Source organism: Streptomyces sp. NPDC021225, from assembly GCF_044332865.1.
Lineage (GTDB): Bacteria > Actinomycetota > Actinomycetes > Streptomycetales > Streptomycetaceae > Streptomyces.
The window spans coordinates 86,183-107,361 of the sequence record NZ_JBIRPV010000007.1; the positions used below are offsets into that span (position 1 = coordinate 86,183).

The 21,179-nt window shown below is 73.4% G+C and carries 20 protein-coding genes; 13 read left to right on the forward strand and 7 right to left on the reverse strand.

Annotated features, from left to right (window positions below; all coding sequences use genetic code 11):
- The first annotated feature begins 32 nt into the window (after window positions 1-32).
- The 4 genes from ACH4S9_RS29225 (at window position 33) to ACH4S9_RS29240 (ending at window position 4,789) form a co-directional block, all read left to right on the forward strand.
- A complete protein-coding gene (locus tag ACH4S9_RS29225) occupies window positions 33-1,073 on the forward strand; it encodes an MDR family NADP-dependent oxidoreductase (protein ID WP_398374499.1) in 1,041 nt (346 codons plus the stop codon).
- 65 nt (window positions 1,074-1,138) lie between these two features.
- Window positions 1,139-1,564: a MerR family transcriptional regulator gene (locus tag ACH4S9_RS29230; protein WP_398374501.1), complete on the forward strand. Its 426-nt coding sequence runs from the start codon at window positions 1,139-1,141 to the stop codon at window positions 1,562-1,564.
- Between the two features lie 287 nt (window positions 1,565-1,851).
- Window positions 1,852-3,258 carry a diaminopimelate decarboxylase gene (locus tag ACH4S9_RS29235; RefSeq protein ID WP_311729394.1) on the forward strand — a complete coding sequence of 469 codons (1,407 nt, stop codon included), beginning with the start codon at window positions 1,852-1,854 and terminating at the stop codon, window positions 3,256-3,258.
- A gap of 277 nt (window positions 3,259-3,535) precedes the next feature.
- Window positions 3,536-4,789 (forward strand): cytochrome P450, encoded by a 1,254-nt coding sequence (locus ACH4S9_RS29240; protein WP_311729393.1) that lies wholly within the window; start codon window positions 3,536-3,538, stop codon window positions 4,787-4,789.
- Between the two features lie 104 nt (window positions 4,790-4,893).
- Here ACH4S9_RS29240 and ACH4S9_RS29245 read toward each other — a convergent pair whose 3' ends face one another.
- From ACH4S9_RS29245 to ACH4S9_RS29255, 3 genes are all read right to left on the reverse strand, one after another.
- A complete protein-coding gene (locus tag ACH4S9_RS29245) occupies window positions 4,894-5,481 on the reverse strand; it encodes a hypothetical protein (protein WP_398374502.1) in 588 nt (195 codons plus the stop codon).
- Window positions 5,482-5,584: 103 nt separating this feature from the next.
- A complete protein-coding gene (locus ACH4S9_RS29250) occupies window positions 5,585-6,520 on the reverse strand; it encodes a MurR/RpiR family transcriptional regulator (protein WP_311729391.1) in 936 nt (311 codons plus the stop codon).
- A gap of 47 nt (window positions 6,521-6,567) precedes the next feature.
- Entirely contained in the window at window positions 6,568-8,136 is a 1,569-nt protein-coding gene (locus ACH4S9_RS29255) for an aromatic amino acid ammonia-lyase (RefSeq protein ID WP_398374503.1), read from the reverse strand.
- A gap of 183 nt (window positions 8,137-8,319) precedes the next feature.
- On the opposite strand from ACH4S9_RS29255, the gene ACH4S9_RS29260 reads away from it, so the two are divergent.
- Genes ACH4S9_RS29260 through ACH4S9_RS29275 form a run of 4 tightly spaced genes read left to right on the forward strand, consistent with a single transcriptional unit; the run spans window position 8,320 to window position 11,772 of the window.
- Window positions 8,320-9,462 carry an ABC transporter ATP-binding protein gene (locus tag ACH4S9_RS29260; protein WP_398374504.1) on the forward strand — a complete coding sequence of 381 codons (1,143 nt, stop codon included), beginning with the start codon at window positions 8,320-8,322 and terminating at the stop codon, window positions 9,460-9,462.
- On the forward strand, window positions 9,459-10,100 hold the full coding sequence (locus ACH4S9_RS29265; protein ID WP_311729388.1) for an ABC transporter permease: 642 nt from the start codon (window positions 9,459-9,461) through the stop codon (window positions 10,098-10,100). The genes ACH4S9_RS29260 and ACH4S9_RS29265 overlap by 4 nt, the downstream gene beginning before the upstream one ends.
- Before the next feature lies 1 nt (window position 10,101).
- Window positions 10,102-10,785: an ABC transporter permease gene (locus ACH4S9_RS29270; RefSeq protein ID WP_398374873.1), complete on the forward strand. Its 684-nt coding sequence runs from the start codon at window positions 10,102-10,104 to the stop codon at window positions 10,783-10,785.
- Between the two features lie 21 nt (window positions 10,786-10,806).
- Complete coding sequence (locus ACH4S9_RS29275) at window positions 10,807-11,772, forward strand: ABC transporter substrate-binding protein (protein WP_398374505.1); 966 nt, start codon at window positions 10,807-10,809, stop codon at window positions 11,770-11,772.
- 70 nt (window positions 11,773-11,842) lie between these two features.
- Here the strand turns inward: ACH4S9_RS29275 and ACH4S9_RS29280 are convergent, their stop codons facing one another.
- Window positions 11,843-13,246, reverse strand: coding sequence for an acyl-CoA synthetase (locus ACH4S9_RS29280; protein WP_398374507.1), 1,404 nt, complete (start codon window positions 13,244-13,246; stop codon window positions 11,843-11,845).
- Between the two features lie 109 nt (window positions 13,247-13,355).
- Here ACH4S9_RS29280 and ACH4S9_RS29285 point away from each other — a divergent pair, with 109 nt between their 5' ends.
- Entirely contained in the window at window positions 13,356-13,799 is a 444-nt protein-coding gene (locus ACH4S9_RS29285; protein ID WP_311729385.1) for a hypothetical protein, read from the forward strand.
- Between the two features lie 331 nt (window positions 13,800-14,130).
- Here ACH4S9_RS29285 and ACH4S9_RS29290 read toward each other — a convergent pair whose 3' ends face one another.
- A complete protein-coding gene (locus tag ACH4S9_RS29290; protein ID WP_352134655.1) occupies window positions 14,131-15,531 on the reverse strand; it encodes a cystathionine beta-synthase in 1,401 nt (466 codons plus the stop codon).
- 232 nt (window positions 15,532-15,763) lie between these two features.
- Between ACH4S9_RS29290 and ACH4S9_RS29295 the strand changes: the two genes are divergently transcribed.
- The 3 genes from ACH4S9_RS29295 (at window position 15,764) to ACH4S9_RS29305 (ending at window position 19,369) form a co-directional block, all read left to right on the forward strand.
- A complete protein-coding gene (locus tag ACH4S9_RS29295; protein ID WP_385350052.1) occupies window positions 15,764-16,798 on the forward strand; it encodes an SGNH/GDSL hydrolase family protein in 1,035 nt (344 codons plus the stop codon).
- A gap of 133 nt (window positions 16,799-16,931) precedes the next feature.
- Window positions 16,932-18,152 carry an acetyl-CoA C-acetyltransferase gene (locus ACH4S9_RS29300; protein ID WP_385350055.1) on the forward strand — a complete coding sequence of 407 codons (1,221 nt, stop codon included), beginning with the start codon at window positions 16,932-16,934 and terminating at the stop codon, window positions 18,150-18,152.
- 278 nt (window positions 18,153-18,430) lie between these two features.
- Complete coding sequence (locus ACH4S9_RS29305; protein ID WP_385350075.1) at window positions 18,431-19,369, forward strand: hypothetical protein; 939 nt, start codon at window positions 18,431-18,433, stop codon at window positions 19,367-19,369.
- Window positions 19,370-19,396: 27 nt separating this feature from the next.
- On the opposite strand, the gene ACH4S9_RS29310 is transcribed toward ACH4S9_RS29305, so the two are convergent.
- Window positions 19,397-19,744, reverse strand: a complete 348-nt coding sequence (locus ACH4S9_RS29310; protein WP_385350057.1) for a hypothetical protein — start codon at window positions 19,742-19,744, stop codon at window positions 19,397-19,399.
- Between the two features lie 123 nt (window positions 19,745-19,867).
- Between ACH4S9_RS29310 and ACH4S9_RS29315 the strand changes: the two genes are divergently transcribed.
- Window positions 19,868-20,098 (forward strand): DUF4287 domain-containing protein, encoded by a 231-nt coding sequence (locus ACH4S9_RS29315; protein ID WP_311729380.1) that lies wholly within the window; start codon window positions 19,868-19,870, stop codon window positions 20,096-20,098.
- Between the two features lie 113 nt (window positions 20,099-20,211).
- Here the strand turns inward: ACH4S9_RS29315 and ACH4S9_RS29320 are convergent, their stop codons facing one another.
- Complete coding sequence (locus ACH4S9_RS29320; protein WP_398374511.1) at window positions 20,212-21,090, reverse strand: Bax inhibitor-1/YccA family protein; 879 nt, start codon at window positions 21,088-21,090, stop codon at window positions 20,212-20,214.
- Between the last annotated feature and the right edge of the window lie 89 nt (window positions 21,091-21,179).

Below are 21,179 nucleotides of genomic sequence, written 5' to 3' on the forward strand. Positions count from 1 at the left end.
CACCGCGACACCTCCACACCGAGGAGCGCTCCATGTCACAGCCTGCGCCCGTGCCCGGATCCGTGCCCGCCACCCACCGCCAGGTACTCCTGGCCGACCGCCCCCGGACCACGCTCACCACCGACCACTTCGAGGTCGTCACCGCCCCCGTGCCCGAGCCCGGCCCGGGGCAGGTGCTGGTCCGCAACCGGCTCATGAACGTCGCCGCCGTGATGCGGCCCCTGACCCTCGCCGACCCCGACAGCTTCGAACTGTCCCAGTTGCTCCAGCGGCCCGGCGACCCCATGCACGGCCCGGCCGTCGGCGAGGTGGTCGCCGCACCCGGCACCGATCTCGCCCCCGGCGAGCTGGTCCGGCACCGGCTGGGCTGGCGCGAGTACGCGCTCGTGGAGGCCGCGGAGGCGGAGCGGCTGGGCCCGGAGGGGCTGCCCGACCCCGCCGCGTATCTCTCGCAGGGCTTCGCCTCCTGGCTGGGCGTGGTGCGCGGGGCGGAGGTGCGGGCCGGGGACACCGTGTTCGTCACCGGCGCGGCCGGCGGGGTCGGCACGCTGGCGGGGCAGTTCGCCCGGCTGCACGGCGCCGCCCGGGTCATCGGTTCCACCGGCTCCCGGCGCAAGGCCGACTACCTGGTCGAGGAGCTCGGCTACGACGCGGCCGTGGTCCGGGGCGCCGGGCCGATCGAGGCCCAGCTGCGCGAGGCGGCCCCGGACGGCATCGACGTGCTCTTCGACAACGTCGGCGGCGAGCAGCTGCTGGCGGCGCTGGCCGTGGCCCGCCGGGGCGCCCGCTTCGCCCTCGTCGGCGCGCTGTCCGCCCAGCTGACCGGCGACGCCATGGCCACCACCGCGATCAGCACCTTCGCCCTCATCGCGCGGGGGATCACGCTGCGCGGCATCGCGGCCTACGACCACATGGACGCGTATCCCGAGTACGTGCGCGAATTCGGCCGCGCGCTGCGCGAGGGCACGATGGCCTATCCGCACATCCGGCTGCGGGGCGTCGAGCAGGCGCCGCGCGCGCTGTGCGAGCTGGTCGAGGGGCGCCATGTCGGCGCGGTGCTGGTGGAGTTGTAGACGGCGCGGCGCGACAATGGCGCCAAGGCGCCAAGGCGTCAAGGCGCAAAGGAACGGGGGGACCCATGCGCATCGGGGACGCGGCGGCGGCCGCCGGGCTGACGCCACGGGCGCTGCGCTACTACGAGCAGCGCGGGCTGCTCACCGCGCGCCGCACGCCCTCCGGGCACCGCGACTACACGGCCGAGGACGTGCGCCATCTGCGCGCCGTGCGCGAACTACTGACCGCCGGCCTGACCATCGAGGACGTACGGGCCCTCGTGGCGGCCATCGAGGCGCTCCCCGCGAACCGCCGCGACCGCCCCGCGGCCACCGAGCCCCGGACGGACGGGGAGCCCGGTCTGTGCACGCTCCCCAATATGATCGTCCGGCGCCGGCTGACGTATCTCGACGAGCGCATCGAACGGCTGACGGAGCTGCGCGACGGGCTCGCGCAGCGCGTCGGCGGCCCGCTGCGCGACCTCGGCCGCGACCTGGGCTCCACCGGCTAAGCCCGGCCGACGGTCACTTTTCCCCACCCCGCCCCTTCCCGAACCGGGGGCTCCGCCCACGCCCCCGGGCCCAGGGGCGGCCCCGCCGCTTCCCGGCTTTCGGCCAGACGAGCCCCCGCCGCGCGGTGAGCCCTGCATCCGGCTCCCGCCCCCGGGGGCCGGGGCGGAGACCGCACATCGACTGGGGCCGGGAAGGGGCGGGGCAGGGGAAACCCACCTGGCCCACCACGTGGGACGGGCCGCGGAGCGGGCTGGGCGGCGGGGGCGCGTGGTGGTTGGCTGGTGACATGACATCGAATGCGGTGGCAACGGGGGCGGGCGCGGCCGCCCGGCGGGAGCGGGCGGTGCGGGCCGCCGTGGAGCAGGGGCTGATCGGCCCCGACCAGCCCGTCGTCGGGCTGCTGGACGTGGCGGGCATCCGCGCCGCCGCGGCCGAGCTGCGGGCCGCCTTCGACGAGGTCGTCGCGCCGGGCACCCCCGTGCTGCACGCCTTCGCCGTCAAGGCCGCCGCGCTCGTCCCCGTGCTGCGGCTGCTGGCCGACGACGGGATCGGCTGCGAGGTGGCCAGCCCCGGCGAGCTGGCCCTGGCCCGGGCCGCGGGGGTCGCCCCCGAGCGCATCGTGCTCGACTCGCCCGCCAAGACCCACGCCGAGCTGCGCGAGGCCGTCGAGCTCGGCATCGCCGTCAACGCCGACAACCCGCAGGAGCTGGCCCGCCTGAACGCGCTGGTGTCGCCGCGGAGCGGCCCCGGGCCCGCGCTGCCGCCCGGCCCGCTGGGGCTGCGGGTCAATCCGCAGGTGGGCGGGGGCAGCATCGGGGCGCTCAGCACCGCCACCGCGACCTCGAAGTTCGGGGTGGCGCTGCTGGACGTGGGGGCGCGCGAGTGGGTCGTGAACGCGTTCACGAAGCGGCCCTGGCTGACCCGGCTGCACGCGCACGTGGGCTCCCAGGGCTGCCCGCTGGACCTGATGGCGGCGGGCGTACGGGCGGCGTACGAGCTCGCCGAGGAGATCAACCGGAAGGTCGGCCGACAGCAGATCGACACGCTCGACATCGGTGGCGGGCTGCCGGTCAACTTCGGCTCCGACGAGATCACCCCCGGCTACCGCGACTACGCCCGTCTGCTGCTCGCTACCGTCCCCGGGCTGTTCGACGGCCGGTACGGGCTGGTCACGGAGTTCGGGCGGTCGCTGGTCGCCAAGTCCGGCACGGTCCTGGCGCGCGTGGAGTACACCAAGTCGGCGGGCGGCCGCCCGATCGCCGTCACCCACGCGGGCGCCCAGCTGGCCACGCGCACCGTCTTCGCCCCGGAGTCATGGCCGTTGCGGCTCGCGGCGTACGACGGCGAGGGCGTGGCCAAGCCGACCGGGCCGGGCGGCCCGGTGCCGCAGGACGTGGCCGGGCCGTGCTGCTTCGCGGGCGACCTGGTCGCCGTGAACCGGCCGCTGCCCGCGCTGGAGGCGGGCGACCTGGTCGCGCTGCTGGACACGGGCGCGTACTACTTCTCCAACCACTTCGCGTACAACAGCCTGCCCCGCCCCGGGATCTACGGCTTCTCGGTCAGCGGCGGCAACGGCGGCAACGGCGGCAGGAACGGCCGCGTGCGCTTCGCGCCCGTACGCTCGCCGCAGTCCGTCGACGAGATCGTCGCCGAGAGCGGCGGCGAGCACACGGGCGCGCTGTCGGGGCTTTGATGCCTCCCCTTTGGAGGTCTTCTGCCATCGGCGCCGGCCAGCACCGGCACGCGTTCAGTCCAGCGGCGGCAAGCGTTCAGTACAGCCACCAACTTCCCTTCACACGGCGGGTGGCTGTTAGCCTTTGCCCAGGTCGTCCACCGTATGGAACCCAAGGCTCCGTATGGTCGGGCGGCCCTACGCCAGCCCCCAGCACGTTGAGCCGTTCAATCGTTCGAGCAATGCGGGACTCCTTCGGCGTGCCGGCGAACGTGCCGCCCGCCCAGGAGCACACCGCATGAATCATCCCCAGGTCCCCTCGCCCCCCGTAGGCTGCCCCGCCCACAACCCCGGCGGCGTACGCATGCATGCCCTGCGGTTCCAGGAGGATCCGGCCGACCTCTACGGGCAGTTGCGGCGGGAACACGGGCCGGTCGCCCCGGTCCTGCTCGACGGCGACATCCCCGCCTGGCTGGTCCTCGGCTACCGCGAGGTGCACCGCGTCACCACCAACCCCGAGCTGTTCGCCCGCGATTCCCGCCGCTGGCACGCCTGGGACCGGATCCCGGACGACTGGCCGCTGCTGCCGTTCGTCGGCTATCAGCCGTCCGTGCTGTTCACCGAGGGCGCGGAGCACCAGCGGCGCTCGGGGGCGATCAGCGACGCCCTGTCGGCAGCGGACCAGTTCGAGGTGCGCGCGCACAGTGAACGGGTCGCCGACGAGCTGATCGACGCCTTCGCGGGCAGCGGCCGGGCCGAGCTGATGACCGAGTACGCGAGCCAGGTCCCGCTGCGTGTGGTGGCCCGGATCTGCGGCCTCGAGCCCTCCGAGACGGCCGACCTGGAGCGGGACATGACCGCCTCACTGGACGACGGCGAGGGAGCTGTCGCGGCGTACGGCCGAATAGCCGCCAAGATGGCGGAGTTGGTGCAGCGCAGCCGCCGTGAGCCCAAGGCGGACGTGCCCTCGCGGATGGCGGCTCACCCGGCCGGGCTCAGCGACGAAGAGATCATCCAGGACATGATCTCGATCATGGCCGCCGGTCAGCAGCCCACGTCCAACTGGATCGGCAACACCCTGCGGCTGATGCTGACCGACGACCGGTTCGCCGTCACGATCTCCGGCGGGCGCCGCAGCGTCAGCCAGGCGCTCACCGAGGTGCTGTGGGAGGACACCCCGACCCAGAACTTCATCGGGCGCTGGGCATCCCAGGACACCAGGCTCGGCGGGCAGCAGATCAAGAAGGGCGACTGCGTCATCCTGGGCCTGGCCGCCGCGAACACCGACCCGCAGGTGCGGCCCGACTTCACCGCCGGCTCCGCCGGCAACCAGGCCCATCTGTCCTTCAGCCACGGTGAGCACCGCTGCCCGGAGCCGGCGCCGGAGCTGGCCGAGATCATCACCAAGGCGGCCATCGAGGTGCTCCTCGACCGGATCCCCGATGTGGTGCTGTCGCTTCCCGCCGATGAGATCGAGTGGCGGCCGTCCATCTGGATGCGGGGCGTGGCCGCCCTGCCGGTCGAGTTCACTCCGGCCCACGTCTCCCGCTGACCGTCGGGTGATCGTCCGGGGGGCCTTCCCCGTTCGCCGGACGGCCCGGTTTCCGGGCCGTCCGGCGAACGGTCAAGGCACCCCGCCCCGGTCCGGGTGACGCGTCAGCGCGCCGCCGCGGCCTCCGCGCGGCCCCGCCTGGCCCCGCCCGGCCGGGCGTCCCCGGCCACGATCCCGGTCGTCCGGTAGGCGCTCACGCCCTTGCCCGCCGGACCGCCGCGGGCCACCCACTCCGCGCGCACCCACAGCAGCACGTCGTTCGCCCGCTCCCAGTGGCCCAGCCACAGCGCCTTGGCCCACAGCCCGGCGCCGACCCCCGCCATCAGCATCCCGACGGCCGCGGGCACGGCGAACGACGACCCCACCGCGGCCAGGAACGCCAGCAGCAGCCACCAGCGCAGCGCGCGCCGCCGGGCCCGTACGGTCACCGCACGGTCCTGGAGGAACACCGACCTGCCCGCCCGAGAGGCGGCGCGCGCCAGCTCCAGATACCGCCCGCGGCGGGCCAGGAAGGTCACGACCGCCGCGATCAGGAACAGCGCCGCTCCCGCCAGCACTCCGATCCGGCGCCCCGTCAGCCCCGGCACCAGCACCCCGACGCCGGCGGCCAGCAGGCCCAGCCACCACAGCCATCCCGCCGGCGCCCGCAGAACCACGGCCACCCGCGCCAGCGCATACGCCCCGCGCCCCACGACAGACCTCCTCGTCTCGAATCCGGTCACCTGTACAAGCCGTGCATACAGCGTTCGAGGGACGGACTCCAGTCACCGGGCCTGAGAATTCTCTGAGAGGCGGTCACTCCACGAACAGGCTCCGCGCCGCGGCCTTGGCGTCGAACTCCTCCAGCCGCGCCTGCGCGTCCGGCAGCGCGTCGCACATCGCCTCCAGCAGCACCCGCCCCAGCAGCATCGGCGCGCACGCCGTGTCGAAGGCGAGCCCGGTGCCGACCGCCGCGGGCAGCAGCAGGTCGCTGTGGCGGGCGACCGGCGCGAAGGCGCTGTCGGCGACCGTCACCACGGTCAGCCCGGCGGACCTGGCGTACTCCAGGCCCTCGACGACCTCGCGCGGATGGCGCGGCAGGGCGAAGCACAGCAGGGCGGTCGCGCCCGCGCGCACCGCCGCGTCGACGCGGTCGGCGAGCATGGTGCCGCCCTCGTCGAGCAGGCGTACGTCCGGGTGGACCTTGCGCGCGAAGTACGCGAAGCCGCCCGCCTGGGCGGAGGCCGCGCGCAGGCCGAGCACCGGCAGCGGCCGGGATTCGGCGAGCAGCCGCCCGGCCCGTACGACCGGGGCCGGGTCGGCGAGCAGGGACGCCAGATGGCGCAGGTTGTCGATCTCCGACTGGACCGCCTGCTGGTACTCGTTGTAGGCGTCCCCGCCCTCGCCCCGCTCGGCGGGGGCGACCTCGCGCAGATGCCTGCGCAGCGCCGGGTAGCCGTCGAAGCCGAGCGCGACCGCGAAGCGGGTCACCGACGGCTGGCTGACGCCGGCCAGCTCGGCGAGCTCGACGCTCGACAGGAACGGCGCGTCGGCCGCCCGCCGCACCATGCAGTGGGCGATGCGCCGCTGGGTGGGCGTCAGCCGGTGGCCCTCGAAGAGCTTCTGAAGCCGGGCGGCGCCGGCCCCCGCCCCCGCCCCGGCCGCGTCACCCTGCACCGCGGCCGCGTCGTCCCGCGCCCCGGCCGCAGCCAGGGCCTCCGCCTCCGCCGACGCCCCCGTGTTCGTACTCATCGCTCTCTCCTGCCCCTCTCGGCCCTCCCGGGCCCACTCCCCGATGCTCAACTCTCCGCGCCCGCGACGCCGATGTCCGCCAGCCCGTCGAGCAGGCCCGCGGCCACCGCCACATCCTGCGTCAGCGGACGGTCCTCCATCCTCGGATCGAGCTGGTCCGCCGCCAAGGCGAACGCCGCGCCGACCGGCAGCTCCGGTTCCGGCTCCAGCCCGCGCTGGCGCAGCGCCCGTACGGCCGCGACCAGTTCACAGCCCAGCACCTGACGGTAGTTGTCGATCACCCGCAGCGTCTGCCGGGCGCCGAGCGAGGCGAAGCTGGCCTGCTCCTCGACGCCGCGCGAGAGCACGGCGTGGCCGAGCGAGGCCGGGTGGGAGACGGCCCGCAGCTCGCCGAGGGCCGCCCCCGCCGCGTACTCCAGGATCATCACGCCCGAGCTGGCGGACGCGGCGTCGCCGAGGAAGGGCCGCAGCCGGGTGAAGTCCGGCTCGGACAGGGCGGCGAGCCGGGCGGTGGACAGCCGGGCGGTCTGAAGCGTGGCGAGCCGGAAGTGGTCGAGGCCGAGCGCGAGGTGCGCGGCGTAGAAGTTGCCGTGGTGGTAGGCGGCCTCGTCCTCGGCGCATATCAGCGGGTTCTCGGCGGCGGCGTTGAACTCGACGGTCAGCACCCGCTCCAGCGCGTCGGCGGCGTCCAGCGCCGGTCCGTGGATCTGCGGCAGGCAGCGGAAGCCGTACGGGTCCTGGATCCGGCCCAGCGGCGGCGTCGGGCGGGCCGGGGCGCCGAGCAGGGCGCGCATGCGGGCGGCCGCCTCGACGGAGCCGGGGAGCGGGCGCGCCTCGTGCACGGGCTCGGCGTACGCCTCCAGCGAGCCGCCGACCGCGATCAGCGAGAGCGCGGCGACGGTGAGCGAGGCGGACAGCAGCCGGCGCAGCTCGTCCAGGGCGAGCGCCGACTGGCCGAGGGTGAGGGCGTTGCTGCTGATGAGGGCGAGCGCGTCGTTGCCGTCGAGCTCGACGGGCGCGGGGGCGCGGCCTTCCGGGGCGGCGTCGGTGAGGTCCCAGGGGTGTTCGCCGACGAGGGCGAGGCCGGTCTGGGCGAGCGCGGCGAGGTCACCGGTGCCGACCGCGCCGTGTTCGTTGACGACCGGGTGGGCGCCGCTCTCCAGGGCCTGGGCGAGGGCGGTGACGACGGCGGGGCGCAGCCCGGCGCCGCCCGCGAGGAGCTGGTTGGCGCGTACGGCGAGCATGGCGCGGACCTCGCGGCCCGGCAGCGGGGCGCCGATGGCGCCGGCGTGGCTGCGCAGCAGGCGCAGGCCGTGCTCCTGGTCGGCGGTCCCGACGTCCTCGGTGCGGTTGGCGCCGACGCCGGTGCTGCGGCCGTAGACGCGCCCGGTGGCGGCCAGCCGGAGCGCGGTCTCCCAGGAGCGCTCGGCGCGGGCGAAGGCGTCCGGGTCGGGCGCGGCGGGGCGGGCGGTCCGGTCGGCGAGCCGCACCACATCGGCCACGCGCAGGGTCCGGCCGTCCAGTACGACCTGGGGCGCGGCGTCGCCCGCACTGTCCCCGGCGCCGCTACCGCGTGCGCCGCCCGCCGTACCCGCAGTGCCCGTAGAGCCCAACATCTGAGACAACATCCAGCGGATCCCCTTTCACCCGCACCCTGTTCGGACCCTATTCGGACGGAGATCGACATTCCGTCCCACATTGTGAGCAGAAGTAACCGTTGATTAACACCGGACTCTTGACTTCTATTCACTCGCCTACGACTGTGCATGACTATATGCAGACAGGGCAAGGGGAAGCGGATGATCAGCTTCAATCGCGTCAGCAAGCACTACCCGAACGGCACCACCGCCGTCGACGACCTCGATCTCGAACTGCCCGAGGGCGGCATCACGGTCCTCGTGGGCTCCTCGGGCTGCGGCAAGACCACCACCCTCCGGATGGTCAACCGGATGGTCGAGCCCAGCAGCGGCACCATCAGCGTCGGCGGCCGTGACGTACAGCGGGCCGACGCCGCCGAGCTGCGGCGCGGCATCGGCTACGTCATCCAGCAGGCCGGGCTGTTCCCACACCGCACGGTGCTCGACAACATCGCCACGGTGCCACTGCTGCTCGGCTGGGGCCGCCGCAAGGCGCGGGCGCGCGCCGCCGAGCTGCTGGAGCTGGTCGGCCTGCCCGCCGACGCCGGCAAGCGCTACCCGCACCAGCTCTCCGGCGGCCAGCAGCAGCGCGTGGGGGTCGCCCGCGCCCTGGCGGCCGACCCGCCGGTGCTGCTGATGGACGAGCCCTTCGGCGCCGTCGACCCGGTCGTGCGGACCCAGCTCCAGAACGAGCTGCTGCGCCTCCAGAGCGAGCTGCGCAAGACCGTGGTCTTCGTCACCCACGACATCGACGAGGCGGTGCGGCTCGGCGACCGCATAGCCGTCTTCCGCACCGGCGGCCACCTCGTGCAGTGCGCACCGCCCGCCGAGCTGCTGGCCGACCCGGCCGACGACTTCGTCGCGGGCTTCCTCGGCGCCGAGCGCGGCCTGAAGCTGCTCTCGCTCTCCACGCTCGCCGACGTGCCGCAGCGCCCCGCGCCCACCGGGGAGGCGGGCCCGAAGGGAGCGGGCGGGCGCTGGCGGCTGGTCACCTCCGAGCGCGGCGAGCCGCTCGGCTGGCGCGACACCGAGGGCCCGCAGGGCGACCGCGCCCCGCTGCTGCCCGTGCGCCCGCTGCGGGACGGCGACTCCCTGCTGACCGCACTCGACGAGTCGATCGCCTCCCCCGCCGGCCTGGTGGCCCGCGTGGACGCCGACGGCGTCCTCACCGGAGTGACCGACCGCGAGCTGATCCATGAGCACGCCGGGCGGCGCCACGCGGAGGCGGCGCGGACGGCCGCGGCAGCGAACGGCACAGCCACGGACGGCACGGCCACACCTCAGGACGCGGGCGTGACCGCATGACCATCGACTGGGGCTGGTTCCCCGATCACCGCGACGACCTCGTCCGGCTCACCCTCGACCACCTGTCCACCGCCATCCCCTCCGTGCTCTTCGGGATCCTGATCGCGGTGCCGCTGGCCGTGCTCGCCCACCGCGTCCGGCCGCTGCGCGGGCTGCTGCTGGGCCTGTCGAACGTCCTGTTCACCATCCCGTCCATCGCGATCTTCGTGCTGCTGCTGCCGGTCACCGGCCTCACCCGCACCACCGCGATCACCGGCCTGACCATCTACACCCTGGTCGTGCTGTTGCGGAACACCGTCGAGGGCCTGGACAGCGTCCCCGCCAAGGCCCGCGAGGCGTCCAAGGCGATGGGCGCCCGCCCGCTGCGTACCCTGCTCACCGTCGAGCTGCCGCTCGCCTTCCCCGTGATCATGGCGGGCGTGCGGGTCGCCACCGTGATGGCGATCTCGCTGGTCAGCGTGGCCAGCTACATCGGATACGGCGGCCTGGGCCAGCTGTTCACCGACGGCTTCCAGCGCAACTACCCGACCCCCGTCGTCGCCGGAGTCGCCCTGTCCCTGCTGCTCGCGCTGGCCGCGGACGCCGTGCTGGTGACCGTCCAGTGGCTGTGCACCCCGTGGCTGAGGAGGCGTGCCTGACATGATCGAACTGCTGAAGAACCTCGGCGTCTGGCTGACCAGCGGCGCCCAGTGGTCCGGGCCCGACGGCATCGCCACCCGCCTGTTCGAACACCTCCAGTACTCGCTCCTGGCCACCGTCGTCGCCACCCTGATCGCCCTCCCCGTCGGCCTGCTCATCGGCCACACCGGCCGCGGCGCCTTCCTGGCCATCAACCTCGCCGGGTTCGGGCGCGCGCTGCCGACGGTCGGCCTGGTCACGCTGGTCTTCCTGGCCAGCGGGCTGAGCATGTGGCCGGTGTACGTCTCGCTGGTCGCCCTCGCGGTCCCGGTGATCGTCACCAACACCTACGCCGGCATGGCCGCCGTCGACCCCGAGGTCAAGGACGCCGCGCGCGGCCAGGGCATGCGCGCCCACCAGGTCCTGCTGCGGATCGAGCTGCCCCTCGCGCTCCCCCTGGTCATGACCGGGCTGCGGCTGGCCACCGTGCAGGTCGTGGCCACCGCCACCATCGCCGCGTACGTCAGCTTCGGCGGGCTCGGCCGGTACGTCTTCGACGGGCTCGCCCAGCGCGACCTGGTGCAGGTGCTGGGCGGGGCGGTGCTGGTCGCCGCGCTCGCCATCGCCCTGGACCTGGCGCTGGCCGGAGTGCAGCGCCTGCTGTTCCGCAACCGCCCCGCGCCCTCGCACGCCCACTCGACTTGAGGAACTGAGGAGAAGTCCCGCATGACCTCCCTGAACCCCCGGGCCCCCCGCCCCACTCGCAGGGCCCTGCTCGGCGGCCTCCTCGGCGCCGCCTCCCTCCCCGCCCTCGCCGCCTGCGGCGGCGTGACCTCGCTCAAGGGCGGCTCGGACGACGGCGGCTCCGGCGGCGGCAGCAGCGCGGGCGGCCTGGTCGTCGGCACCGCCAACTTCACCGAGAACCAGATTCTCGGCTACCTCTACGCCGAGGCGCTGCGCGGCGCCGGCGTCAAGGCGAGCGTCCGCCCCAACCTCGGCTCCCGCGAGATCGTCATCCCCGCCCTCCAGCAGGGCGATATCGACCTGCTCCCCGAGTACCAGGGCAATCTGCTCCTGCACTTCGACGACACCGCCAAGGAGACGGAGGCCGGCGACCTCCAGAACGCGCTGACCGTCGCCCTCCCCGGCAGCCTGGAAGCCCTCCCGTACGCCGCCGCCGAGGACAAGGACGTCTTCGCCGTCACCAAGGAGACGGCCGACCGGTACGGGCTGCGCAGCCTCGCCGACCTCCACCGGCTCGACGGCAAGCTGGTCTTCGGCGGACCGGCGGAGGACAAGAAGCGGGTCGTCGGCCTGGTCGGTCTGAAGAACGTCTACGGGACCACGTTCAAGGAGTTCAAGTCCCTGGACGCCTCCGGCCCCCTGGTCAAGGGCGCCCTGAAGAAGGGCGACGTCGACGTCGCCAACCTCTTCAGCACCGACCCCGACATCCAGGCCAACGGCTGGATCATCCTCGCCGACCCCAAGCAGCTCATCCCCGCCCAGCACATCGTCCCCGTCGTGCGCGGCGCCAAGGCCGACGCCAAGGTCCGCAGGGCCCTGGCCCGGCTGGGCGGCGCGCTCACCACGGACGAGCTGGCCAAGCTGAACAAGCTGGTCGACGTCGAGAAGAAGGACCCGGACGAGGTGGCGGCCGACTGGGTGAAGCGGAACGGCCTCGCCAAGCGATAGCACCGCCGAAGGGCGGCGCGGCCCAGCCCGGGCCGCGCCGCCCGGCCGAAGTCCCTCAGGCCGGAAGCCCTCAGGCCGGGGGCAGCAGCTTCTTCTGGGGCTTCCCCATGGCGTTGCGCGGCAGCGCGTCCAGGAAGCGGACCTTGCGGGGGCGCTTGTGGACGGAGAGCTGCCCGGCGACGAAGTCGATCAGCTCCGCCTCGCTCACCCCGTCGGCGACGACATACGCCACGATCTGCTGGCCCAGGTCCTCGTGCGGGGCGCCGACGACGGCCGCCTCACGCACCGCCGGGTGGTCCAGCAGCGCGTTCTCGACCTCGCCGGCGCCGATGCGGTAGCCGCCGGACTTGATCAGGTCGGTGGAGGCCCGGCCGACGATGCGGTGGAAGCCGTCGGGCTCGACGGCGGCGATGTCGCCGGTGCGGAACCAGCCGTCCTCGGTGTACGAGCCGGCGGTCGCCTCCGGGCGGTTGAGGTAGCCGTCGAAGAGGGTCGGGCCGGTGAGCTGGAGCTCGCCGATCTCGGCGCCCTCCTCGGCGGCGATCCGGGTGCGGATGCCGGACAGCGGGGTGCCGACATAGCCGGGGCGGCGCTCGCCGTCCGCCCGGGTGCTGATGGTGATCAGCGTCTCCGTCATGCCGTAGCGCTCGACCGGGCGGTGGCCGGTCAGCTGCTCCAGGTCGCGGAAGACGGGCGCGGGGAGCGGGGCGCTGCCGGACACCAGGAGCCGGGCGGCGGAGAGCGCGCGGGCGGCGGCCGGGTCCTGGACGACCCGGTGCCAGACCGTCGGCACGCCGAAGTACAGGCTGCCGCCCGCCGCCGCGTACGCCGCCGGGGTCGGCCGGCCAGTGTGCACCAGCCGGCTGCCCACGCGCAGCGCGCCCAGCACGCCGAGCACCAGCCCGTGCACATGGAACAGCGGCAGGCCGTGGACGAGCGTGTCCTCCGGCGTCCAGGCCCAGGCCCCGGCCAGCGCGTCCAGGTCGGCGGCCACCGCGCGCCGCGAGATCAGGGCGCCCTTGGGCGCGCCGGTGGTGCCGGAGGTGTAGAGGATGAACGCCGTCGACTCCGGGGCCGGTTCGGCCCCGCTCCACGCCGCGCGCTCCGCCAGGTCCACGGGGACGGTCTCCACGGGCGCGGCGTGCTCGTCCTCCGACGGCTCCCCCGTCAGCAGCAGCGCGGCCTTGGAGTCCCGGAGGATGTGGTCCCGTTCCGCGGGGCCGGAGTCCGGCGGCACGGGCACCACGGGCACCCCCGCGAGCAGCGCGCCCACCACGGCCGCCACCGTCTCCGCCGTGGGGGTCGCCCGGACGGCGACGACGGGCGCTCCGGCGATACGGGCCGCGACCGCGCCCGCGGCGCCGAGCAGCTCCTCGCGCGAGCAGGCGCGGGGGCCCACGGTGAGCGCGTCGGGGCGGTCGCCTCCCGACGCGCCTCCCGATCCGGCGAGGGACGTAAGCAGAGGTGCGGACACGGACTGGCTCCTTCCACAGCGGGCCGGGAGGTACGGCTACCTGTCCCCCCACGCGATTCGGGGGGCTAGCCCCACCGACAACGCGTCCCTGAGACCGTACCGTTGGAGCATGGACAGTCGTGACGCCGAACTGAAGCGCGAACTCGACGCCACCCTCCAGACGCGCAAGGAGCTGGGGGCGGAGTACGAGACGGAGCTGGTCGACTCCTTCATGGAGAAGGTCGAGCAGCGGTTCAACGACACCGCTGACCGCCAGGTGCGGCGGCAGATGGCCGAGGAGCAGATGGCCGCCGCGCGCGGCGCGCGCCCCGACCCGGCGGGCCTCCCCGGCCAGGGTCCCGGCCTCGGGCTCGGGCTCGGCGAGCGCTTCGCCTTCGTGGTGGTCACGCTCGTGCTGGCCATCCCGCTCTCCGCGATCGCCGCGGCCAACGCGGGGCTGTCCGGGCTGCTGGTCACCTGGGGCGGCATCGTCGCGGTCAACGCGGTGCACGCGTCCGGATGGTTCTCCGTGCTCCGCCGCCGCCGCGAGACGCGCGGCGACTGGGACACGTAGAGAGAGCGGGATGTACGGGGGGATGTATAGGGGGGGACCGCCGCACCCCGGCGTGAGCACCGAGGGCGGGACGACGGCGGTCCCCGCCAGGGACGCGGGCCGGGGCAAGCCGAGCCGTCGCGTCCGGGCGACCATGGAGGTCCGGGAGCCGCTCCGGAGGTCCTTGTCGCCGCTCTTCGGGTGTCGGTGTCGTCCGTTCCGACACCCACTAATGTGCCGGAGCTGTGTTAAGCGCGTGCTGCGGGCGCGTGACACCCACGTACCACTTACCGGAAGGACGAGCGACCTTTTCCGAGACGGCAGTTGACCACCGGAACGGCTGCCGCCGCGGCTACCGCTGGGGAGCGCCCTGAGCGCCCTTGGCCAGGTACGCCAGCAGGTCCTGCCGGCTCACCACGCCGCTCGGCTTCCCCTCCACCAGCACGATGGCCGCGTCCGCCCCGCCCAGCACCGCCATCAGGTCCTCGACCGGCTCGCCCGAGCCGACGTGCGGCAGCGGCGCGCTCATGTGCTTCTCCAGCGGGTCGGTCAGCGCGGCGCGCTGCGCGAACAGCGCGTCCAGCAGCTCGCGTTCCACCACCGACCCGATGACCTCGGCGGCCATCACGTCCGGGTGCCCGGCGCCCGGCTTGACGATGGGCATCTGCGAGACGCCGTACTCCCGCAGCACCTCGATGGCCTGACCGACCGTTTCGTCCGGGTGCATATGGACCAGCGAGGGCAGCCCGCCCTCCTTGCCCTGGAGGACGTCGCCGACGCGCACCGCCGGGCCCTCCTCCTCCAGGAAGCCGTAGTCCGCCATCCACTCGTCGTTGAAAATTTTAGAAAGGTAGCCGCGGCCGCTGTCGGGGAGCAGCACGACCACCACATCGTCGGGGCCCAGCTCCTCGGCGACCCGCAGCGCCGCCACCACGGCCATCCCGCACGAGCCGCCGACCAGCAGCCCCTCCTCGCGGGCGAGCCGCCGGGTCATCTGGAAGGCGTCCTTGTCGGAGACCGCGACGATCCGGTCGGCGACGGTCCGGTCGTAGGCCGTCGGCCAGAAGTCCTCGCCGACGCCCTCGATCAGATACGGGCGGCCGCTGCCGCCGGAGTACACCGAGCCCTCGGGGTCCGCGCCGACGACCTGGACCCGGCCCTCGCTGGCCTCCTTGAGGTAGCGGCCGGTGCCGCTGATCGTGCCGCCGGTGCCGACGCCCGCCACAAAGTGGGTGATCTTCCCCTCCGTCTGCTCCCACAGCTCGGGACCGGTCGTCTCGTAGTGCGAGCGCGGGTTGTCGGGGTTGCTGTACTGGTCCGGCTTCCAGGCGCCCGGGGTCTCGCGCACCAGGCGGTCCGAGACGTTGTAGTACGAGTCGGGGTGCTCGGGGTCCACGGCCGTCGGGCAGACCACGACCTCGGCGCCGTACGCCCGCAGCACATTGATCTTGTCGGTGGACACCTTGTCGGGGCAGACGAAGATGCACTTGTAGCCCTTGCGCTGGGCGACCATCGCCAGCCCCACGCCCGTGTTGCCGGAGGTAGGCTCGACAATCGTGCCGCCCGGCCGCAGCGCCCCGGAGCGCTCGGCGGCCTCGATCATCCGCACCGCGATGCGGTCCTTCACCGAGCCGCCGGGGTTGAAGTATTCGACCTTGGCCAGGACGGTCGCCCGGATGCCCTCGGTGACGCTGTTGAGCTTTACCAGCGGGGTGTTGCCGACCAGCTCAATCATCGAATCGTAGTACTGCACACCTGCTCCAGGTCCGAAGTCAGCGGGTTCTCCGCGGTCAGGGCGGGCGGCCGCCGTCGCGGGCCCGTGCTGCCCAGCTTATTGCGCGCTGTGACCGCTTAACGGGTGCGTGGCGCCCGAGCGCGAACGCGGCAACAAGCCGGGCGACAAGCCAGGCGAAAAGCGGTTAGCAAGTCGTACAAAAAAGGGTACAAAGGAGCAACGGACGTGTGGACGGAGGTGACCTGGACCCATGTCCATGTCGAGAGCGAGGGTCGCGCGGCGGATCGCCGCCGCGGCGGCGTACGGAGGCGGCGGGATCGGGCTGCTGGGCGGCGTGGCCGCCGTTCTGCTGCTCACCGAGGTCTCGCACGCGAAGCGGGTGGTCGGGGGATCCGAGGACCCGCCCCCGCGCGCCGACGGCCGCTACGGTCTCGACTTCGCCCCCCGCGCCGGCCGGCCCGCGCTGCGGCTGGCCTTTCTCGGCGACTCCACCGCCGCCGGGCAGGGCGTGCACCGGCCCAGCCAGACCCCGGGCGCGCTGCTCGCCTCCGGGCTCGCCGCGGTCGCCGAGCTCCCCGTCGACCTGCACAACGTGGCCCAGCCCGGCGCCCAGTCCGATGACCTGGAGCGCCAGGTGACTCTGGCCCTCGAGGACCCGACGACCCTCCCCGACGTCTGCGTGATCATGATCGGCGCCAATGACGTCACCCACCGCATGCCGCCCGCCCAGTCCGTACGGCTGCTGTCGGAGGCGGTGCGCAGGCTGCGCGACGGCGGCTGCGAGGTGGTGGTGGGCACCTGCCCTGATCTCGGCACCATCGAGCCCGTCTACCAGCCGCTGCGCTGGATCGCCCGCCGCCTCAGCCGCCAGCTGGCCGCCGCGCAGACCATCGGGGTGGTCGAGCAGGGCGGCCGTACGGTCTCGCTCGGCGATCTCCTCGGGCCCGAGTTCGCGGCCAACCCGCGCGAGCTGTTCGGGCCGGACAACTACCACCCCTCGGCGGAGGGCTACGCGACGGCCGCCATGGCCATTCTGCCGACGCTGTGCGGGGCGCTCGGCCTGTGGCCCGAGGTGCCCGAGGAGGCCCGCGACGTGGGCATCCTGCCGGTGGCCAAGGCCGCGGCGGAGGCGGCGGCCGAGGGCGGCACCGAGGTCACCGCGGCCCGCGGCCCCTGGGCCCGGCTGCTGCGCCGCGACGGCCACGCCTCGGGCGAGCGGACGCCCGCCGCCCCGAAACCGGCCGGAGCCCCCTCCTCCACGGGCCCGCCCCCGGCGGCCCGCTGAGCCCCCGAGGCGCTGAGCGTACGCTTGGAAAAGAGGCCCGCATCACAGCCCTGATGCCGTGACCCATGCGATACGTGCGGGTAACTTCCCTCAGAGTCCACCCAGCCCGCCCCTCGCGCCATCTGGAGCCGTGATGCCCGAAGCCGTGATCGTCTCTGCCGCCCGTTCCCCCATCGGCCGGGCCTTCAAGGGTTCGCTCAAGGAGCTGCGGCCGGACGACCTGACCGCCGAGATCATCCAGGCGGCGCTCGCCAAGGTCCCCGAGCTGGACCCGCGCGACATCGACGACCTCATGCTCGGCTGCGGGCTGCCGGGCGGCGAGCAGGGCCACAACCTGGGCCGGATCGTGGCCGTGCAGATGGGCATGGACCACCTCCCCGGCTGCACCATCACCCGCTACTGCTCCTCCTCGCTCCAGACCTCCCGGATGGCGCTGCACGCGATCAGGGCGGGCGAGGGCGACGTCTTCATCTCGGCGGGCGTCGAGATGGTCTCCCGTTCGGTGAAGGGCACCTCGGACGGGCTGCCGGACACCCACAACCCGCTCTTCGCCGACGCCGAGGCCCGCACCGCCGCGCGCGCCGAGCAGAAGGGCACCGACTGGCACGACCCGCGCGAGGACGGTCTGATCCCCGACGCGTACATCGCGATGGGCCAGACCGCCGAGAACCTGGCCCGGCTGAAGGGCATCACCCGCGAGGACATGGACGAGTTCGGCGTGCGGTCGCAGAACCTCGCCGAGGAGGCCATCAAGAACGGCTTCTGGGAGCGCGAGATCACCCCTGTGACGACCCCGGACGGCACGGTCGTCGCCAAGGACGACGGCCCGCGCGCGGGGACCACCCTGGAGGGCGTACGCGGGCTCAAGCCGGTCTTCCGCCCCGACGGGCTGATCACCGCGGGCAACTGCTGCCCGCTCAACGACGGCGCCGCGGCGCTGGTGATCATGTCGGACACCAAGGCGCGCGAGCTGGGCGTGACGCCGCTGGCGCGGATCGTGTCCACCGGCGTCTCGGCGCTCTCGCCGGAGATCATGGGCTACGGGCCGGTGGAGGCGTCCAAGCAGGCGCTCGCCCGCGCCGGGATGGCGATCGGCGACATCGACCTGGTGGAGATCAACGAGGCGTTCGCCGCGCAGGTCATCCCGTCCTACCGCGACCTGGGCATCGACCTGGACCGGCTCAATGTGAACGGCGGCGCGATCGCCGTCGGCCACCCCTTCGGAATGACCGGCGCCCGGATCACCGGCACGCTGATCAACTCGCTCCAGTTCCACGACAAGCAGTTCGGCCTGGAGACCATGTGCGTGGGCGGCGGCCAGGGCATGGCCATGGTGCTGGAGCGGCTGAGCTGAGCCGGGCCGAGGACACCGAGTCTCTCTGGGCACATGCGCCCAGCACATGAGGCGAGCACATGAGTTGTGACCGAATCTCCCCCAGGATGTGACCAAGGTCCTGGGGGAGTGGTGTAAGCCCAGCTCAGCGGGGGTGTTCCGGGCCCTCACCGCATCCGCCGACCCCGATTTCCGTCCACTTGGTGATGTTATGCACTGACACGGGGCGGCGGCGCGGGCCAAGCTGAGGTAGGAATTCGGGGGATCAACAGGAACCGGGAGTCAAGTCAGTGAGCGCCATGACTATCGCCGCCCTCCTGGCCGCGGCCACCGCCACGGCCGTGGGCGCCTCCGCCCTGCTCACCGCCCGCGGCACCCGGCGCCAGATCGCCGAGCTGCGCGCCGAGCTCGCGGCGGCGGCCGCTCCCACCGCCGGCCGGGACGGCGGGACGAGCCCTGACACAGCCGCCGAGCCGGGCCCCGTCGCGGTCCCCGCGCCCCGCTCCGCCGCCACCCCCGTCGCCGAGATACGCGCCGCCGTCGCCGACGCGCTCGCCGAGGAGCGGGAGCGCGAGCTGGCCGAGGCGCGGGCGTTCTGGGCGGCACAGGAGGCCCGGGACACCGCCGCGGCGGCCGACGCGCACCCGCTGCTGGGCAGGCTGGCCGGGCTCGGCGAGGAGCCCCAGCCGGACGTCATCCCGTATGTGCCCCGGCAGGCCGACCCGGCCGGGGTGGAGCCGCTGATCGACCTGGACGCGCTCGACCTCGTGAGCGAACCGGACCAGTGCCCGGAGACGGGCGCGGAGGCCGAGGTGGACCTGGAGCCGGATCCCGGCCTGGACGCGGAGCCGGCGGCCGAGGCCGTGGAGTCGTCCGAGCTGGCGGCCGCGCGCCGGCGCCACCCCTCGCACCCGGACTTCTCGCCGCACCCCACCGTCGCCGACCACGACCGCACCGTGGCCCGGCTCACCGCGCTGGCCGACGCCCACACCCCGCTCGCCGATGTGCGCCCAGGCCCGCTGGGCACCCTGGATGTGTATGTCTTCGCCGACGGCACCACGGTCTGTATGACCCCCGGCCACCGCGAGACCGCGGAGCGGCTCGCGGACGCGCTGCGCGAGGGGCGCGGCCCGGTACTGCTGGGCAGCTCCGGGGTCCTCGGCGCCTACGCGCTGACCTTCGGCTGCGGTGACGAGCAGGTGTACATCCTCGCCGACCGCGTCATCGCCTCCCTGTAGCCCCGGCCCCCGGCCCCCGGCCCCGGCTCAGAGGTCGCAGCGCCGGGCCGTGGCCTCCACCAGGGCCACCGCGGAGGCGAGCGCCCCATCGCCCTCGGCTCCGCCCGCCCCGGCACCACGAGGCGCGCGCTCCAGCGCATGCGCCAAATCGTGACCGGCCACCGCCACCTGGTCGGCAACCGCGAACATCCCCGCGTCCGGCATGATCCTCGGGCTGCTCCCGGGCTCGTCGATCCGCTGGGCCCGCACCGACAATTCCCTTGCCAGCGCGAGCCCCTCGGCCGCCACACCCCGGCTCAGACGGGACTGCGGAAGGGAGCGCAGACGGTCGGCGAGCCGGTCCACGGCGGTCAGCAAAGAGGTCGCATCATCCACGCCGCGAGCCTATGCGCCACCCGCGGACTGTTGCCAACAGCCGAACTCTCAGGCACGGTGAGCTGAAGGACCAGACCCGGGCCGTGAAGAAAGGCCTGGAAAACGGACGCGTCGGAGGCGCCGATGTCCCAATCCTTCTCCGAAGAAACCCACCGGAACCTGCTCTCCCGAATCCCCCAATGCACCGGCCGTGAAGTCGTCGACTGGCTGCGCACCGTAGACGAAGGGCCCGCTCTCTTCCGCTTCGAGGAGAAGGTCAGCTGGCTGCGCGGTGAACACCAGCTCGCGTACGGCCACGCCAAGGCGATCATTCATGAGCACGATCTGAGGCGGGCCGCGCGCAAGCTGCTCTAGCCCCCTCCCCTCCCCACACCATCGAACAGGACGAAAGGCCCGCGGGGCGTATGCCTCGCGGGCCCTTCGTGATCAGCTGGTGATCCGGTCCCGGACGATGTCCGGGGGGACGGCTAGTCCCGGAAGAGGGAGATCAGCCGGAGCAGCTCCAGGTAGATCCACACCAGCGACAGGGTCAGACCGAACGCGGCCAGCCAGGACTCCTCGCGCGGAGCGCCGTAGCTGATGCCGTCCTCGATCTGCTTGAAGTCGAGCGCCAGGAACGCGGCGCCGAGCACCACGCCGATGATGCCGAACAGGATGCCCATGCCACCGCTGCGGAAGCCGAGGCCGTCACCGCCGCCGAAGGCGGCGAAGAGCAGGTTGACCGACATCAGCAGCAGGAAGCCGATGGCGGCGGCGGCCACAAAGCGCTGGAATCGCGCGTTCACCCGAATGAGCCGGGTCTTGTACGCGGCGAGCACACCGACGAACACGGCCATCGTGCCGAGCACGGCCTGCATCGGGATGCCGGACCAGCGCTCGTTGTACACCTGGCTGATGACGCCGAGGAAGAGGCCCTCGAAGACGGCGTAGCTCATGATCAGCGCGGGCGAGGCCTTGCGCTTGAACGACTGGATCAGGCCCAGCACCATCGCCACGAGCGCGGCGCCGAAGCCGACGGCGACGGGCAGCTCCATGATCCAGGCGGCCGCGGCGGCGACGATGACGGTGCCGAGCGTCATGCTGGTGCGCATGACGACGTCGTCCATCGTCATACGGCCGGTCTGAAGCGGACCGGCCGGCGGGGCGCCGTACATCTGCTGAAGCTGGTCGGGTGTCAGATTCTGCTGGTCACCGGCCGCGTACGGGTTGGTCGGTGCCTGGGTCTGCGCGTACGGGTTGCCCTGGGCTGCGGCGGGGCCCCCGGCCTGCGGTGCCGCGCCGAAGCCCGCGTAGCCGCCGTCGCGGCTGAACCCCCGTCGCGAGAAGACCGGGTTGCTGCTCCTCATCTCACTCCTCCATGGCCGCCCTGCGCGACCTTGACTACAGAGTAATGGGTAAGCAAAGAAAGCACTCTAGTGCCCAGGGAGGATATTTT